A 16,834-nucleotide genomic window follows, 5' to 3' on the forward strand; every position below is an offset into this window, starting at 1 on the left:
ATGCTAAGGACCCCGGTCGGTCAGGCCGGGCGCACCACGCTGTGGATCGACGACTCGCCGTCGTAGAAGATCGACTCCTCGCGGACGTACGCGCCCGGCTTCGGGGCGTGGATCATCATGCCGTCACCGATGTACAGGCCGACGTGGCTGATGTCGTCGTAGAAGAAGACCAGGTCACCGGGTTGCGCCTGGGAGACGGGGACGGTCGTGCCCGCGTCGACCTGGTCGTAGGTGACGCGCGGCAGGCTCACGCCCGCGGCCTTCCAGGCGGCCTGGGTCAGGCCCGAGCAGTCGTAGGAGCCGGGGCCGGTGGCGCCCCAGACGTACGGCTTGCCGATCTGGGCGCGGGCGAAGGCGATCGCCTTCTCGGCCCTGGTGCCGTTCGAGGTGTCCGGCGTCGAGGACCCCGAGGAACCGGTGCCGCCGGAGGTCCCCGGAGAACCGGATCCGGCGCCGCTCTCCTGCTGCTGGGCGGCCTCCTCCTGCCGCTTGCGCTCCGCCTCCTGCGCCGCCTGCCGCTTCGCCAGCTCGGCGGCCTTGCGGGCGGCCTCCTGCTGCTTCTTCTTCTCGATCGCCGCGAGCCGGGCCTTCTCCTCGGCGGTCAGCTCCGACAGCAACTGCCGCGCGGTGGCCAGCTTCTTCTGGACGGTCGACTTGGCCGTCTTGAGGTCGTTCTGCGATGCGGTGAGCGTCCCGAGGCTCTCGGTGGCCTCCCGGCGCTTCTTCATCGTCTCGGACTGCTGGGTGACGTAGTCGTCGACGGCGCTCTTCTGCCGGCCCGTGAGCCGGTTCATCAGCTGGTTCTGGTCGAAGTAGTCCTGCGGCGAGTCCGCGAGCAGCAGGGTCGCGGTCTCCGGGACGGCGGCGCCGGTGCGGTACTGGGCGGAGGCGAAGGAACCCAGCTCCTCGCGCGCGTCGTTGAGGTCCTGGGTGCGGCGGGCGACGTCGTCGAGGAGCGTGTCGACCTTCTTGCGCTGCTTGGTGGTCCTCTCCTTGGCCGCGTTGTACTTCTCGGTCGCCGACCCGGCCTGGCGGTAGAGGTCGTCGACCTTCTTCTCGACCTCCTCAAGGGTCGGCCGGTCGTCCGACGGCGCGGCGTTCGCGGTCTGGGACAGCAGGGCGACGGAGGTGAGGGCCGCGGTGGCGAGGGCCGGGGTGCGCATGCCCGCGACGCGGGCGCCGGTGGGACGCGACTTGCGGTGCGACGCCAAGGAGGCGACTCCTTCCAGTGCTCCGCCTACCGGGTCGGCGAGGGGGGTACCTCCCAGGCCGTTCGGGCACTGGGGGAGGGTTCGGGCGGTTCGGAAGGGTTGCCCTGCGGCGCACCGGCCCCTCGTCGAGGGCGGTGCGGCCTATTCCCCCCAAGGTCTCGGTGGGTCCCCGGCTCCGGGTGCCGTGCGGGCAGTCCGGACTCGGCGGAGGCCGCGCGGCCCGGCGAGGTTCGCCGGAGGGGGTCGAGCGGCCTGACCCGCACCGTAGCCAACTCGTGTGGCCGCTGTGAAGGTTGCTGGGTGATATGCCCGATACATTTTCGTGACCTTTCGTTCGAGCGCCTTCGGGCCGCTCGCAGTCGTCACCCTTCGTGTTCCGGCCGGTCGCGGGGCGTGCCCGTGTCCGGGAAGCCGGTCATTTTCCGGGGTGGCACCGGGTTGTCGGTGGGGCGCCCTAGACTCGGAGAGCGATGAGCAGCCTCTTTGACGACAGCTTCCTGGCGAGCCTCCAGACCCCCCGGGGTCACGACGAGGAACCTCCGCCGCCGCCCGAGGACGATCACGGACCGGAGCCGGTCCCGCACGATCTGTTCGGCGGGAAGTTCGACGTGCCTCCGGACCGGGACACCCACTACCGGGACGGCGCCCCGCGCCCCGCCCTGGACGCCGCCGCCCTCCTGGAGGGGCTGAACGACAACCAGCGCGCCGCCGTCGTCCACTCCGGCTCCCCTCTGCTCATCGTGGCCGGTGCCGGCTCCGGCAAGACCCGCGTCCTCACCCACCGCATCGCCCACCTGCTGGCCGAGCGGCACGTCCACCCCGGGCAGATCCTCGCGATCACCTTCACCAACAAGGCCGCGGGCGAGATGAAGGAGCGGGTGGAACAGCTCGTCGGCCCGCGGGCGAACGCGATGTGGGTCATGACCTTCCACAGCGCCTGCGTCCGCATCCTGCGCCGCGAGTCCAAGAAGCTCGGCTTCACCTCGTCGTTCTCGATCTACGACGCCGCCGACTCCAAGCGGCTCATGGCGCTGGTCTGCCGCGACCTCGACCTGGACCCGAAGCGCTACCCGCCGAAATCCTTCAGCGCGAAGATCAGCAACCTGAAGAACGAGCTGATCGACGAGGAGGACTTCGCGGCCCAGGCCGCCGACGGCTTCGAGAAGACCCTCGCCCAGGCCTACGCCATGTACCAGTCGCGGCTGCGTGAGGCCAACGCCCTCGACTTCGACGACCTGATCATGACGACGGTCAACCTGCTCCGCGCCTTCCCCGACGTCGCCGAGCACTACCGCCGCCGCTTCCGGCACGTCCTGGTCGACGAGTACCAGGACACCAACCACGCCCAGTACGCCCTGGTGCGCGAGCTGGTCGGCGTGCCCTCGGAGCACGCTGTCGACGTGCCGCCGGAGGCCGAGGTCCCGCCCGCCGAGCTGTGCGTGGTGGGCGACGCCGACCAGTCGATCTACGCCTTCCGCGGCGCCACCATCCGCAACATCCTCCAGTTCGAGGAGGACTACCCGGACGCGACGACGATCCTCCTGGAGCAGAACTACCGCTCCACGCAGACGATCCTCAGCGCCGCCAACGCGGTCATCGAGCGCAACGAGTCCCGCCGCCCCAAGAACCTGTGGACCAACCAGGGCAGCGGCGCGCAGATCACCGGGTACGTCGCCGACACCGAGCACGACGAGGCGCAGTTCGTCGCCGACGAGATAGACCGCCTCACCGACGCGGGCGACGCGAAGGCAGGCGACGTCGCCGTCTTCTACCGGACCAACGCGCAGTCCCGTGTCTTCGAAGAGGTCTTCATCCGCACCGGCCTGCCCTACAAGGTCGTCGGCGGCGTCCGCTTCTACGAGCGCAAGGAGGTCCGGGACGTCCTGGCCTACCTGCGGGTGCTGGCCAACCCGGAGGACTCGGTGCCGCTGCGCCGCATCCTCAACGTCCCCAAGCGCGGCATCGGCGACCGCGCCGAGGCGATGATCGACGCCCTCGCCCAGCGCGAGAAGATCAGCTTCCCGCAGGCGCTGCGGCGCGTCGACGAGGCGTACGGCATGGCCGCGCGCTCGGCGAACGCCGTCAAGCGGTTCAACACGCTGATGGAGGACCTGCGCACCATCGTCGAGTCCGGGGCCGGACCGGCGACCGTTCTTGAGGCGATCCTCGAACGCACCGGATACCTGGCCGAGTTGCAGGCCTCCACCGACCCGCAGGACGAGACCCGTATCGAGAACCTCCAGGAACTCGCGGCGGTCGCCCTGGAGTTCGAGCAGGAGCGGGCCGAGGGCGAGGAGGCCGGCACGCTGGCCGACTTCCTGGAGAAGGTCGCGCTCGTGGCGGACTCCGACCAGATCCCGGACGAGGAGGACGGCGACGGCGTCGTCACCCTGATGACCCTGCACACCGCCAAGGGCCTGGAGTTCCCGGTCGTCTTCCTCACCGGCATGGAGGACGGCGTGTTCCCGCACATGCGCGCCCTCGGTCAGGCCAAGGAGCTGGAGGAGGAGCGGCGCCTCGCCTACGTCGGCATCACGCGCGCCCGCGAACGCCTCTACCTGACCCGGTCGACGCTGCGCAGCGCCTGGGGCCAGCCGTCGTACAACCCGCCCTCGCGCTTCCTGGAGGAGATCCCGGCTCCCCACCTGGAGTGGAAGCGCACCGGGGCGAACGGGCCCGCGCCGTCGGCGGCGGTCTCGGGCGTGGCGGCCTCGCTGTCGTCGTCCCGGTCCCGGTCCTCGGCTTCGGGTGCGTCCGGCTTCGCCACCCGCCGGTCGTCCGGCGCCGAGCAGCCGACGGTCTCGCTGGCGGTCGGCGACCGCGTCACGCACGACCAGTTCGGCCTCGGCACGGTGGTCGGGGTCAAGGGCACCGGGTCGAACGCCGAGGCGACGATCGACTTCGGCGACACCAAGCCGAAGCGGCTGCTGCTGCGGTACGCGCCGGTGGAGAAGCTCTGAGGGCGGGCCCCGGGGCGGCGTGGCGAGGGGCCGGGCTTCCGTCCGGGCCGGTCGTCGCCGCCCGGCCGGGACGATCGCCGGTCCGGCCCGGCGGAGCGGTCTGCCCGGTCTGCCTGGTCTGCTGAGACGTTACGGCGTCACGTCGGGTTGAGGCCGTGGCTGCGCAGCCACGGGAGCGGGTCGATCGACGAGCCGCCCGCCGGGCGCACCTCGAAGTGCAGGTGCGGGCCGGTGGAGTTGCCCGAGTCGCCGGAGAACGCGATCGCGTCGCCCGCTTTGACGGTCGTACCCGAGGGAACCTGGTAACCGGAGAGGTGGCAGTACCAGGTCTCCGTGCCGTCCTTCGCGGTCACGATCATCATGTTGCCGTACGCGCTGTTGAACTGCGTCCGCACGGTGCCGTCGGTCGCCGCCATGACGGTCGTGCCCTGCAGCACGGGGAAGTCGATGCCGGTGTGCGAGGACATCCAGTTGATGCCGGCCTGGCCGTAGTACGCGCTGAGGCCGTGCTGCTTCACGGGGAGCGCGAACTTGGGGCGCAGCCGCTCCTTGCGGGCCGCTTCCTCCGCCGCCCGCCTCTTCTCCGCGGCCTGCTCCGCCTTGAGGTCGATGCGCTCCTGTGTCCGGCTGGCGCGGTCCGCGAAGTCGTTGGCGCCGGCGGCCAGGCTCGTGAGCTGGGTGTCCAGCGTGTTGTTGGCGGCGGACGGTTTCACCGGCGCGGCCTGCGCGTTGCCCGGGTCCGGCGCCGACGCCGCGGTGTCCGTGCCGTCGTCCCCGGTCAGGTTGCCCACGGACGCGGCGGCGATACCGGCGACGCTCATCACGCAGGCCGAGGGGACGGCGATGGTCAGCAGCGCGGAGCGCTTCGCGGGCTGACGGCGACGGGAACGCGCCCCGGCGCGGGAGCCGGCGCGGGAGGCCGGGATGCGGGCGGCCGACGTGCTCTCCTCCTGGCCGTCCAGGAGACCGGTCATCGTGGGGAGTTCGCCGGTGGCGGCCAACTCACCGTCGTAAGGCGCGGATTCGGCCGGTTCCGTCGATGCGGCGAAGCCGGCGTCCGCGGCGACGGGGGAGCCGTCCGGCGGGGTGTCGTCCGGCGCGGGGTGTCCGGCGGCCGGATCGGTCGGGTCCTCGACCGAGGCGGGGTTCGCGTTCCACTGTGTGGCGTCGTAGGCGCCGGTGTCCATCGGACCGCCCGCGAACGCGCCGGTGTCGAAGGTCTGCGTGCCCCAGTGCCACTGCTGGGTCCCGTCGGCCGGTCCGCCCGACTGGTCCGGCGAACTCCAGGCCCCGGTGTCCCACTGCCCGGTGGCCTCGCCCGTCGCCTGCGGCGGCACGGGACCCGGCTGCTGCTGGTATCCGGCCGTCCAGGACGTCGTGTCGTAGGCGCCGGTGTCGTAGGCGGCGTGGTGCTGGGCCGCGTACGCGTCGTAGGGCAGGTGCTGCGCGCCGCCCGTGGACCACTGGGTGGCGTCGTGCGCGCCCGTGGCGTCGTGGGTGCCGGTGTAGTGGCCCGGCATGCTGCCGAAGAGGGGGTCCGCGTCGAAGGCCGAGGAGTCGATCCCGCCGGTGGAGAAACCGGTGGTCTCGTAGCCGCCGTACGTGGTGAGGTCGCCGTACTGGGCCTCCCCTGTGCCGTACGACGCGTAGTGCGCCGATGCGGCGTCGGAAGCCGGAGCCGGGGTGGTCGTGCTCCCCGACGGGTGACGGTCGTTCACCAACTTCTCTTTCGCCTCGACAACAGGGGCTGCCAGAGCAGTGCGGCGACTGTACCCGGCGGTATACGGGCACGACAATCTTCGGCAGGTTTCATGCCCGAAGGAAACGGGCAATCGGCCGTGTTTTGGGGGAGGGCGGGCGCGGGTTTGGCTTTGTGTTCGACTGTCGTTCGAGTCCGAACGGGTTGCGTCGGGCTCAGGCGATGGTCAGCCCGCCGGCTCGTTCGTCCGTGTCCGTCGCCGTTTCGCTCCCCGCTTCCGGTCCGGCCGTGTCCAGTGCCTGCCGGATGCCCGTGGCGACCGTGGGGTGCACGGGCAGGGCGAGATGGCCGATGCCGCTCACCCGTACGTTCTCCACGCTCAGGTCGGGGTGGTCCAGGCAGGCCGTCTCCAGCGGGTCCATCACGCGGTCCAGGTCGCTCCAGAAGCTGACGAACCGGGTGCGGCAACCGGGCGCCGGTCCGGTCAGCTCCTCGATCACCGCCGACCCGGGCCGCATCTGGCGCACGATGGGGTGCGCGTTCGCCAGCGGGACCACCCTGGTGCCGGCGTGCGGGGTGCCGAGGGTGACGAGGGTGCGGACCCGGCGGTCTCCGCCGAGGCGCTGCACGTAGTAGCGCGCGATCAGACCGCCCAGGCTGTGCCCGACGACGTCGACGCGCTCGCTGCCCGTCCGCTCGCAGATCTCCTCGATGTGCCGGCCGAGCAACTCGGCCGCGGTACGGATGTCGCAGGTCAGGGGGGAGTAGTTCAGCGACTCGATCTCGTGCCTGCCGTGCTGGACCAGGCTGCGGCGCAGCAGCAGGAAGACCGACCGGTTGTCGATGAAGCCGTGCAGCAGGACGACCGGGGGGCTGACGGGAACCGGCAGCCTGGAGGGCGGAGGGGACGGCTGCGCGTCGTCCTGCGCGTCCCGGGGCTCCGTCGGCCGCAGGGCCTGGACCGGGCGGCGCTCCTGGACGATCCCCGAGGGATAGAGGAGGAGATGCCCGGCGAGGATCGCGGCCTCCAGTGCGCTCGCCTTCAGGAGGGTCAGGGAGAGCCCCGTCAGCCGGCCCGGCAGGGCTGCCACGTCGGACAGCCCCCGGAGCGCCGGAAGCCCGGGAATGCCGGGAAGTCCGGAAAGCCCGGGGAGCGCCGGCAGACCGGGCAGAAGACGCTGGAAGAGCGGGAGAAGGGGCAGTGCTGCCGTGGTGACCTTCATGGGCCGACCTCCTGTCGGCACGCGCAGGGACGCCTCTGTCCCTCGTGTGCCCTCGTGGAGAGCCGTGACACCAGTGTTTGGTGGTGTTCGCGAGGTTTAAGTCCGCTCAAGTGTTCTGAGGTGCGTCGATGGGAGGCCGGTGGTGTAGGGGGAAGGGCGGCGAGGCTCGCCGCCGACCCGTGCTGCCCTCGCTGCGGCTCTGGCGTGCGCATGGTGTCGCCGCGGCCCGGAGCGGTACGCGGCGAACATGTCCCACCGTGTGATTTCCCCCTCTGTATCCACCGCGAAACTGCCGGTTGCGGGATGCTGGGGATAACGTTCGTTCACTTCCCCGGACGCTGTGGTGCGGCTTTTCCGCGCCGCGAGGACGGAAGTGTGCGGTACTTGTCGGTACGGATGGATGTAGTCGCTTCATGGAGGCAGTGATGGGTGTGGCAGCCGGTCCGATCCGCGTGGTGGTGGCCAAGCCGGGGCTCGACGGCCACGATCGCGGGGCCAAGGTGATCGCGCGGGCCCTGCGCGACGCCGGTATGGAGGTCATCTACACCGGGCTCCACCAGACTCCCGAGCAGATCGTCGACACCGCGATCCAGGAGGACGCCGACGCGATCGGCCTGTCCATCCTCTCCGGTGCCCACAACACGCTCTTCGCCGCCGTGATCGAGCTGCTCCGGGAGCGGGACGCCGCGGACATCCTGGTCTTCGGCGGCGGGATCATCCCCGAGGCGGACATCGCCCCGCTGAAGGACAAGGGCGTCGCGGAGATCTTCACGCCGGGCGCGACCACGGCGTCCATCGTCGACTGGGTCCGGGCGAACGTGCGGGAGCACGCGGGGGCGTAACGCGGCCCGCTCCGCCGGTGCGGGTTCTGTCGCACCGGCGTCGACACGGGTGTGGCCCGGACGGTCGCGGGTGTGACCGGACGGTCGCAAGTGTGGCCCGGACGGTCGCGGGTGTGGTTCGTTCGGACCGCCACGGGTGTGGCCACGGCGGCATCGAGTGCCACGGTCATGGCCCGGAGTGTCACGGTCATGGCGCGGACCGCCGCGGCCGCGGGGAGAGTCGGCGGGCAGAGTCGGCTGCTACCCCGCCCGGAGTTCCTCGGTCATCGCCGCCCGCAGGCGCAGTGTCGTGACGAGCCGCTGGAATGCCTCCGCCCAGTACCCACCGGCGCCCGGCGACGCGTCCTCCGACTCGTCCGGTATCGCCAGCAGGCCGTCGAGGCGGCCCGCGTCCGCCGGGTCGAGGCAGCGTTCGGCCAGGCCCATGACCCCGCTGAAACTCCACGGGTAGCTCCCGGCGTCCCGGGCGATGTCCAGCGCGTCGACCACCGCCCGGCCGAGCGGCACCGCCCACGGCACGGCGCACACGCCGAGCAGCTGGAACGCCTCGGACAAGCCGTGCGTCGCGATGAACCCGGCGACCCACTCGGCGCGTTCACCGGGGCCCAGTGTGCCGAGCAGCTTGGCCCGCTCGGCCAGGGACACCGCGCCGGGACCGCCGGCTTCGGGCGCCGTGGGCGCTCCCAGCAGTGCCCGCGCCCACGCGCCGTCGCGCTGTCGTACCGCCGCACGGCACCACGCCGCGTGCAGCTCGCTCTGCCAGCCTTCCGACACCGGCAGGGCGACGATCTCCTCGGGGGTCCGCCCGGCCAGCCGGACCGACCAGGTGGCGAGCGGTGCCGCCTCCGCCAACTGACCGAACCACCAGGACCGTTCACCCCGCCCGGCGGGCGGCCGGGCCACCACGCCGTCCCGCTCCATGGCCGCGTCGCACTCGTAGGGCGGCTCGACGACGATCGCCGGCGGGGTGAGGGAGCGGTCGAGGGACACGCACGTCGCGGCCCGCGCTCCCATCCGCGCCGCCAGGGCGGAGTGCGGCAGTGCCGTGAGCAATTCCGCCGCCGTCGCCCGTACGTTGCGGCTGCGGTCGGTCAACGCCTGCTCCAAGAAAGGCTCGTCCCCCGGTTCCAGCCCCGTCCGCAACGAGTCGAGGAACATCAACCGGTCCTCGGCCCGCTCCGTCGCCCAGGTCGACGCCAGCAACGCGCGTGCGTCTGCGGGGTCGCGGGAACGCAGGGAGGACAGCAGACCGACCCGCTCGGCGAACAGACCCTCGTCCCAGAGCCGCCGCACCCGCTGTGCGGCACCGGACCCGGGCGGCACGGGAACGTCACCGGAGGCCGCCGACGCACGCAGGGCGAACCGCCAGTCCGGGTTCAGCCGGGCCAGCCACAGGGCCCGCGGCCCCGCGAACCTCAGCGCCGCGGGCCGCAGATCCGTACGCCCTCGCGCGGCGTCCAGCAGCGCCGGGAGCGCGTGGGGCGGCGCCGCGAAACCGCGGGCGTTCGCGGTCGCCAGCCACTGCGGCAGCAACTCCATCAGGTCGGGCGCGCTGCCCCTGCGGCCGCCGCCCGCGGGGCCGGGGCGGTCGCTGAGCAGGGTCGTGAGCCGCCGGGCCGCCGCGGCCGGCAGCGGCGGGCGGGGGTCCTCGGGCGCGGGCTCGGGACGCCGCGCCGCCCGGGCCGGGCGCAGTCCCGCACGGCGTCGGACGGTCTGCGCGGCCGCCGCGTCCAGCAGCGCGTACGCGCCGGCCGACCCGCGCTCTCCACCCGGTGGAGTACGCCGGTCCGTACCCAGCAACGCCGAGGTGACCAGCGTCTCCCAGACGCCGGGGTTGGGGTCGGGTCCGGGGCCGGGAGCGGGTGTGGGTTCGGGAAGTGGCGTGGGTTCGGGTGCTGGTGTGAGGCCGGGAGCCGGCGTGGGTTCGGGTGATGGCGTGAGGCCGGGAGTCGGTGTGGGATGGGGAGCCGCCGTGGGTTCGGAGGCCGCCGTGGGCTGGGAGGAGGTCGTCGGCGCGTGGGCGGTCGGCGTCTGCCGGGCGGCGCGACCCGTCTCGGGTGCCGGTGCCGGTGCGGATGCGGACCCCGGTGTCGTTTCTGGTGAGGCTGCCTGTGCCTGTGCTGGTGCCGATGTCTGTGTCGGGTCCTGTGCGGCGGTGGGCTGCGGCAGGGAACCGGCGCGCGGCGCGGCGGCTGATGCGCGCACCGCGGAGGCCGCCGGCCTGGTGGTCGGCGCCGGGGCGCAGGTGTCGGCGGGGGCGGGCGTCCTGGTCATGTGGTCCCCTCTCCTTCCGGTCTGGTTCCCTCGCGTGAACGGATCAGCGGAGCGGCACCGCCGCGCCCGGCCCGGCCGGCCAGGCCGTCAGTGGTGTGAAGCCCCGGTGGCCGCACTCGCCGAAGACTGTGACGGGAGCACCGCCCGACAGGGCGACCAGCCGCCACAGCCCGGGTTGGCTCCCGGTGGACCGGGTGAGCGGCAGCGCCGTCTCCCCGTCCGCGTCCGCCAGTTGCCAGCCGTCGCCGTCCGGTACCGGGACAACCCGCTCCAAGGTCACCGGCACCGAGTCCAGCCAGGGGTCGTCGCGGAGCGCGTCGCCGTACCGGACGGTCGCCTGCGCCGTCGTCACCCCGCTCGGGCGTATGCGTGCCGCTCCGGGCGGTGCGAACCGTCGGCCCAGGGCAACGCGCCGCCGGCCCGCACCCGGGTACGCGGAGACCTCCGCATCCAGGGCCAGTCCCACCGGCAGCTCCAGCTCCGGTGCCCGTCCCGCGGCGCCGTAGGAGAGGAGCAGCGCCGTGCGGTCCGACTCCGCGCCGTACAGCCAGACGCGACGGGTCGTCAGCCGGGCGTCCACGGTGTCGTACTGGGCGAGGACCAGCCAGTGGTCCCGTACCGGCGGGCCGTCGGCGGGCGCCTGCAGGCCCACGCGGGACCGGACGGTCGCCGCCAGGTCGTCCGGCAGCCGCGTGCGGCGCAACCAGCCCTGGTCGAGCAGGTGGAGGAGGGCACACTCCTCGAGCAGCCGGACCGGCCAGCCGGGCCCCGACGACGGTATGGCCCCCAGCTCCCGTACGCGCGAGGCCAGTCCCGGTGCCTGGGCGTCGACCATGCGGGCCGCCGTCTCCTCCCACAGCCCGTATCCCGTCTGCTCGACGCCGGCCAGACCACCGCGCAGGAGATCCGCGAGCCGCTGCTCCAGCTCCGTGGCGCCCGCCGTGATCCGCTCGGCCCGCCGCTCCGCCCGACGCCGGGCGGCCTCCGGGTCACCGGACGTGGGCGCGGACGGAGGGGCGGGCGCGGTGGCGTCCGCCGTCTCCCCCTCCTCGGGCCCGCGCGGTCCGGCGCTCCAGCCCTCGGCCCGATCGGATGCCTCCCCCTCCGACTCCGGCACCGCGCTCTCCTCGCTCGGCCCCCTTGTCACCCCCGCACCGTCCTCTCGTCGCAACTCCCCGCCCCCGCACCACGACTTCACCGCACCGAAGCCGCCGTCCGCGCAGAGTGACGCAGCGTCAGGTGCCGAGGCCGGCGACCGGTCCGTGGTCCGGCGCACCCCCTCGTGAGTCATGACATCGAAGGTAGATCCCGCCACTGACAATGGACTGAGGTAGAGCGTTTCCGCAGGTCAGAGCGATTGTCAGTGGCGTGGTGCACCGTGGAGGACAGATCGAACCGGCCCAGCTGGAGGGGGAACCAGCCATGTCCGCACACGCAGAACCGTCGTCCGGAGCCGAGGTGCTGCGGCCGCACGCCGAGGATGCCTTCGCGACCGAACTGGCCGCGCTGGCCGCGCAGGACGACCGCCCGCGTCCGGCCCGTTGGAAGCTGTCGCCGTGGGCGGTCGCCACCTACCTGCTCGGTGGCACATTGCCCGACGGCACGGTGATCAGCCCCAAGTACGTGGGCCCGCGCCGCATCGTCGAGGTCGCCGTCTCCACCCTCGCGACCGACCGGGCCCTGTTGCTGCTCGGAGTGCCCGGTACGGCGAAGACCTGGGTGTCCGAGCACCTCGCCGCTGCCGTCAGCGGCGACTCGACCCTGCTGGTGCAGGGGACGGCCGGCACCCCGGAGGAGGCGATACGTTACGGCTGGAACTACGCACAGCTCCTCGCCCGCGGCCCCAGCCGGGACGCCCTCGTGCCCAGCCCGGTCATGCGGGCCATGGCGGAGGGCATGACCGCCCGCGTGGAGGAGCTGACCCGCATCCCGGCCGACGTGCAGGACTCCCTGATCACGCTTCTGTCGGAGAAGACGCTGCCGATACCGGAGCTGGGCCAGGAGGTGCAGGCGGTCCGCGGATTCAACCTGATCGCCACCGCCAACGACCGCGACCGCGGGGTCAACGACCTCTCCAGCGCCCTGCGCCGCCGGTTCAACACCGTCGTGCTGCCGCTGCCGGAGAGTGCCGAGGCCGAGGTCGACATCGTCACGCGCCGCGTCGACCAGATCGGGCGCTCACTCGACCTGCCGTCGGCACCCGACGGCACGGACGAGATCCGCCGTGTCGTCACCGTCTTCCGCGAACTGCGCGACGGGCTGACGAGCGACGGCCGTACGAAGGTCAAGTCGCCCAGCGGCACCCTGTCCACGGCCGAGGCGATCTCCGTCGTGACCGGTGGTCTCGCGCTGTCCGCCCACTTCGGCGACGGGGTGCTGCGGTCCGGCGACGTCGCTGCGGGCGTCCTCGGAGCGGTCGTCCGCGACCCGGCCACCGACCGCGTCGTCTGGCAGGAGTACCTGGAGACGGTCGTGCGCGAGCGCGACGGCTGGCAGGACTTCTACCGCGCCTGCCGGGAGGTGACCGCATGAGCGGCACGGGCGCGGGCCGGGGCGGGGGCACGAGCGGGGACACGGGCGTGGAGATGCGGACACCAGACGGGAGGGCTGCGGCGGTGGTCGATGCGACGGGGGACGACGGGGACTCGAGCTGGACCCGCCGGCGAGGGGGACGGCGTGTCGGGCACTGACCGGGCCGTGTGCGGTGCGGCCGGAGGAGCGGGTGGTGCGGCCGGAGGAGCAGGCGGTGCCGGGGGCGGTGTGCCCGGTGGGGTGGGCGGTGTTGAGGGCGGCGCGGCCGGTGGGCTGGGCGGTGCCGGGGGCGGTGTGTTCGGCGGGCCGGGTGGTGTGGGGGACGCGGGTGGGTGGCCGCTGCTGCTCGGCGTGCGGCACCACGGGCCGGGGTCGGCCCGCGCGGTGCGCACCGCACTGGAGGCGGCCCGGCCGGGGGTCGTACTGATCGAAGGGCCGCCGGAGGCCGACGCCCTCGTCCCGCTGGCCGCCGACGAGGACATGCGACCGCCGGTCGCGCTCCTCGCCCACGCCGTGGACGAGCCCGGCCGCTCGGCGTTCTGGCCGCTGGCCGAGTTCTCCCCGGAGTGGGTGGCCCTCCGGTGGGCCCTGGAGCACGGTGTCCCGGCCCGCTTCATCGACCTCCCGGCCACGCACACGCTGGCATGGCAGGCAGCCGACGACCGGGGGGACGGAAAGGCGGACGGCCGGGGTGCGGACGCCGGCCCCGGTGCGACCGAGCCCGACGTCCGGGGTGATCCGCTCGCGGTCCTGGCCGCGGCGGCCGGACACGACGACCCCGAGCGCTGGTGGGAGGACGTGATCGAGCACCGCGGCGGGGGAGAGGGGGACGCGTTCGCCCCGTTCGAGGCGCTGGAGGAGGCGATGACGGCGCTGCGGGAGACCGAGGGGGAGAGGGAGTGCGACGGCGGGCCGGGCGGTCCGCAGGACCGGGAGCTCGTGCGGGAAGCTCACATGCGGCTCCGACTCCGGGACGCGGAGCAGGAGTTCGCCGACGGCGTCGCCGTGGTCTGCGGGGCCTGGCACGTGCCCGCGCTGCGGCGCAGGGTCGCCGTCGGCGCCGACCGGGCCCTGGTGAAGGGGCTGCCCAGGACCAAGGTGGACATGACCTGGGTGCCCTGGACCCATCGCAGGCTGTCCCGGGCCGGCGGGTACGGGGCGGGCATCGAGTCACCGGGCTGGTACGGGCATCTGTTCACCGCGGCCGACCGGCCCGTCGAGCGCTGGCTGACCAGGGTGGCCGGACTGCTGCGCGAGGAAGGCAGGATCGTCTCCCCGGCCCACGTCATCGAGGCGGCACGGCTGGCCGGGACGCTCGCGACGATCCGTGGCCGCCCGCTCCCCGGACTGGGCGAGACGACGGACGCCGTGCGGGCGGTGCTGTGCGACGGCTCGGACGTGCCGCTGACGCTGATCCACGACCGCCTGGTGGTGGGAGACGTGCTCGGAGAGGTTCCCGCCGGGGCGCCCGCCGTGCCGTTGCAGCAGGACCTGACCCGCGTCCAGCGGCGGCTCCGGCTCAAGCCCGAGGCGCGGGAGAGAGAGCTGGAACTCGACCTGCGCAAGGAGACCGACGCCGGGCGCAGCAGACTCCTGCACCGGCTGCGGCTGCTCGGCGTCGGCTGGGGAGAGCCGGTCGCCTCGCGCAGCACGGGCACGTTCCGGGAGACGTGGCGGCTGCGGTGGGAGCCGGAGTTGTCGGTGCGGGTCGCCGAGGCAGGGGTGTGGGGCACGACCGTGCTCTCCGCCGCCACCGCGAGAGCCGAGGCGGACGCCGTCGCCGCGCGGGGGCTCGCCGAGGTCACCGCGCTCGCCGAGCGCTGCCTGCTGGCCGAACTGCCGGACGCGCTCACGCCGGTGATGCGGATCCTCGCCGACCGGGCGGCGCTCGACACGGACGTCGGCCACCTCGCCGAGGCCCTGCCCGCCCTCGTGCGTTCGCTGCGCTACGGCGATGTGCGCGGCACGGACACCGGCGCGCTGGCCGAGGTCGCCGCGGGTCTCGCCGAGCGCGTCTTCGTCGGCCTGCCCGCCGCCTGCGCCGCCCTGGACGCCGACGCGGCCGAGGAGATGCGCCGGCACGTGGACGCCGTGCACACGGCCGTCGGCCTGCTCGGCGACGCCCGCGCACCGGGCCACGGCGACCTGCGGGCCCGGTGGCGGGCCGTGCTGCGGACCCTGGGCGCGCGGGACACCGTGCCCGGCGTCGTGCGCGGGCGTGCCGTACGGATCCTGCTGGACGGCGGTGAGCTGGCACCGGACGAGGCGGCGCGGCTCCTGGGCCTGGTGCTGTCCCCGGGGACGCCACCGGCGGACGCGGCCGCCTGGATCGAGGGCTTCGTCGGCGGCGGCTCGGGCGGCGGCATGCTCCTCCTGCACGACGAGCGGCTGCTCGCCCTGATCGACGCGTGGCTGACCGGCGTACCGGGGGACGCGTTCACGGACGTCCTGCCCCTGCTGCGCCGCACCTTCTCGGCCTACGAGCCGGGGGTGCGCCGCCAACTCGGCGAGCTGGTCAGGCGCGGACCGGAGGCGCGGGCGAGCGTCACGACGACCGGCGCCGCCGTACCGGGCTTCGCGGCCGACATCGACACCGGGCGTGCCGACGCGGTGCTGCCGGTCGTCCGGCTGCTGCTGGGCCGCGACCCGGCACCGGACGACAACGAGCTGGCGGAGGCGGCCACATGACCGAGCCCAGGACTCATCCCACGACTCATCCCACGACCGGACGCGTGACCGAACCTCCGGCCCGACCTGCGACCGAAGGGGCGGTCGATGACCGGACGGCTGTTCAGACGGCCGATCAGACGCCTGATCAGACGACCGGTCAAGCGCCCGGTCAAGCGCCCGGGAAGGAGCGGCTGCGGCGGTGGCGTCTCGTCCTCGGTGGCGATCCGGCCGACGGAACCGGCCACGCCCTCGGCGGACGGGACGCGGCGATGGACGGCGCGCTCACCGCGCTCTACGGCAAGGAGGACGCCTCGCGGGCCGGGCGGGACCGTACGGCGGGACTCGGGGCCTCGGCGCCGGCCGTGGCCCGCTGGCTGGGGGACATCCGCACCTACTTCCCCTCCTCCGTCGTCCAGGTCATGCAGCGGGACGCGATCGACCGGCTGGGGCTCGCCACGCTCCTGCTGGAGCCGGAGATGCTCGAGGCCGTGGAGGCCGACGTGCACCTCGTGGGCACCTTGCTCTCCCTGCACAAGGCGATGCCGGAGACGACGAAGGAGACGGCGCGGGCCGTGGTGCGCAAGGTCGTCGAGGACCTGGAGAAGCGGCTCGCCCCCCGCACCCGCGCCGCGCTGACCGGCGCGTTGGACCGCAGCGCCCGCACCGGCCGGCCCCGTCACCGGGACATCGACTGGAACCGCACGATCGCGGCCAACCTCAAGCACTACCTGCCGGAGCACCGCACGGTCGTGCCGGAGCGGCTCGTCGGATACGGGCGGGCATCCCGTTCGGTGAGGAAGGAGATCGTCCTCTGCGTCGACCAGTCGGGGTCGATGGCGGCGTCCGTCGTGTACGCGTCCGTGTTCGGGGCGGTGCTGGCGTCGATGCGCTCGATCGACACCCGGCTGATCGTCTTCGACACGTCGGTCGTGGATCTCACCGACCGGCTCGACGACCCGGTCGACGTGCTCTTCGGTACGCAGCTCGGCGGCGGTACGGACATCAACCGCGCGCTGGCGTACTGCCAGTCGCGGATCACCCGGCCCGCGGACACGGTGGTCGTGCTGATCAGTGACCTGTACGAGGGAGGCATACGCAACGAGATGCTCAAGAGGGTCGCGGCGATGAAGGCGGCGGGGGTGCGGTTCGTGACGCTGCTGGCCCTGTCCGACGAAGGGGCGCCCGCCTACGACCGGGAACACGCGGCGGCGCTCGCGGCACTCGACGCACCGGCCTTCGCCTGCACGCCCGATCTCTTCCCGGAGGTGATGGCGGCGGCGATCGAAGGGCGGCCCCTGCCGATACCGGACGCCGGCCGATGACGCGTCGATCCGGGTGACCCGATTGCGACCGGCAAGGGCGGATATGACGGGCCGTCGGCGCCACTGGACTTGCGCAATATCCACACCTCCGTGCGAGTATC

General features: G+C 73.3%; 10 protein-coding genes. 5 read left to right on the plus strand and 5 right to left on the minus strand.

The window, feature by feature from the left end:
* Window positions 1-20: 20 nt before the first annotated feature.
* Window positions 21-1,211 (minus strand): NlpC/P60 family protein, encoded by a 1,191-nt coding sequence (locus tag ACIBCJ_RS26770; protein WP_362502695.1) that lies wholly within the window; start codon window positions 1,209-1,211, stop codon window positions 21-23.
* Between the two features lie 470 nt (window positions 1,212-1,681).
* Here ACIBCJ_RS26770 and pcrA point away from each other — a divergent pair, with 470 nt between their 5' ends.
* Window positions 1,682-4,171, plus strand: a complete 2,490-nt coding sequence (pcrA, locus tag ACIBCJ_RS26775) for a DNA helicase PcrA (RefSeq protein WP_365980455.1) — start codon at window positions 1,682-1,684, stop codon at window positions 4,169-4,171.
* A gap of 137 nt (window positions 4,172-4,308) precedes the next feature.
* Here pcrA and ACIBCJ_RS26780 read toward each other — a convergent pair whose 3' ends face one another.
* Both ACIBCJ_RS26780 and ACIBCJ_RS26785 read right to left on the minus strand, forming a co-directional pair.
* The gene (locus ACIBCJ_RS26780) at window positions 4,309-5,889 is read right to left on the minus strand and encodes a peptidoglycan DD-metalloendopeptidase family protein (protein WP_365980456.1); all 1,581 of its coding nucleotides are present in this window, start codon (window positions 5,887-5,889) and stop codon (window positions 4,309-4,311) included.
* A gap of 196 nt (window positions 5,890-6,085) precedes the next feature.
* On the minus strand, window positions 6,086-7,093 hold the full coding sequence (locus ACIBCJ_RS26785; protein ID WP_362103529.1) for an alpha/beta fold hydrolase: 1,008 nt from the start codon (window positions 7,091-7,093) through the stop codon (window positions 6,086-6,088).
* 425 nt (window positions 7,094-7,518) lie between these two features.
* Between ACIBCJ_RS26785 and ACIBCJ_RS26790 the strand changes: the two genes are divergently transcribed.
* Entirely contained in the window at window positions 7,519-7,935 is a 417-nt protein-coding gene (locus ACIBCJ_RS26790; RefSeq protein ID WP_133887874.1) for a cobalamin B12-binding domain-containing protein, read from the plus strand.
* 240 nt (window positions 7,936-8,175) lie between these two features.
* Here the strand turns inward: ACIBCJ_RS26790 and ACIBCJ_RS26795 are convergent, their stop codons facing one another.
* Together ACIBCJ_RS26795 and ACIBCJ_RS26800 are read right to left on the minus strand one after the other, a co-directional pair.
* Complete coding sequence (locus ACIBCJ_RS26795) at window positions 8,176-9,750, minus strand: DUF5691 domain-containing protein (protein WP_365980507.1); 1,575 nt, start codon at window positions 9,748-9,750, stop codon at window positions 8,176-8,178.
* Between the two features lie 502 nt (window positions 9,751-10,252).
* Entirely contained in the window at window positions 10,253-11,500 is a 1,248-nt protein-coding gene (locus ACIBCJ_RS26800; protein WP_365980457.1) for a hypothetical protein, read from the minus strand.
* Window positions 11,501-11,631: 131 nt separating this feature from the next.
* Between ACIBCJ_RS26800 and ACIBCJ_RS26805 the strand changes: the two genes are divergently transcribed.
* The 3 genes from ACIBCJ_RS26805 to ACIBCJ_RS26815 all read left to right on the plus strand — a co-directional run bounded on the left by ACIBCJ_RS26805 (window position 11,632) and on the right by ACIBCJ_RS26815 (window position 16,733).
* A complete protein-coding gene (locus ACIBCJ_RS26805; protein WP_362103532.1) occupies window positions 11,632-12,741 on the plus strand; it encodes an AAA family ATPase in 1,110 nt (369 codons plus the stop codon).
* 90 nt (window positions 12,742-12,831) lie between these two features.
* Complete coding sequence (locus ACIBCJ_RS26810) at window positions 12,832-15,429, plus strand: DUF5682 family protein (protein WP_365980458.1); 2,598 nt, start codon at window positions 12,832-12,834, stop codon at window positions 15,427-15,429.
* Window positions 15,426-16,733, plus strand: coding sequence for a VWA domain-containing protein (locus ACIBCJ_RS26815; RefSeq protein ID WP_365980459.1), 1,308 nt, complete (start codon window positions 15,426-15,428; stop codon window positions 16,731-16,733). Before ACIBCJ_RS26810 ends, ACIBCJ_RS26815 begins: the two co-directional genes overlap by 4 nt.
* Window positions 16,734-16,834: the final 101 nt, after the last annotated feature.

Source organism: Streptomyces sp. NPDC051136 (assembly GCF_044455745.1).
Classification (GTDB): domain Bacteria; phylum Actinomycetota; class Actinomycetes; order Streptomycetales; family Streptomycetaceae; genus Streptomyces.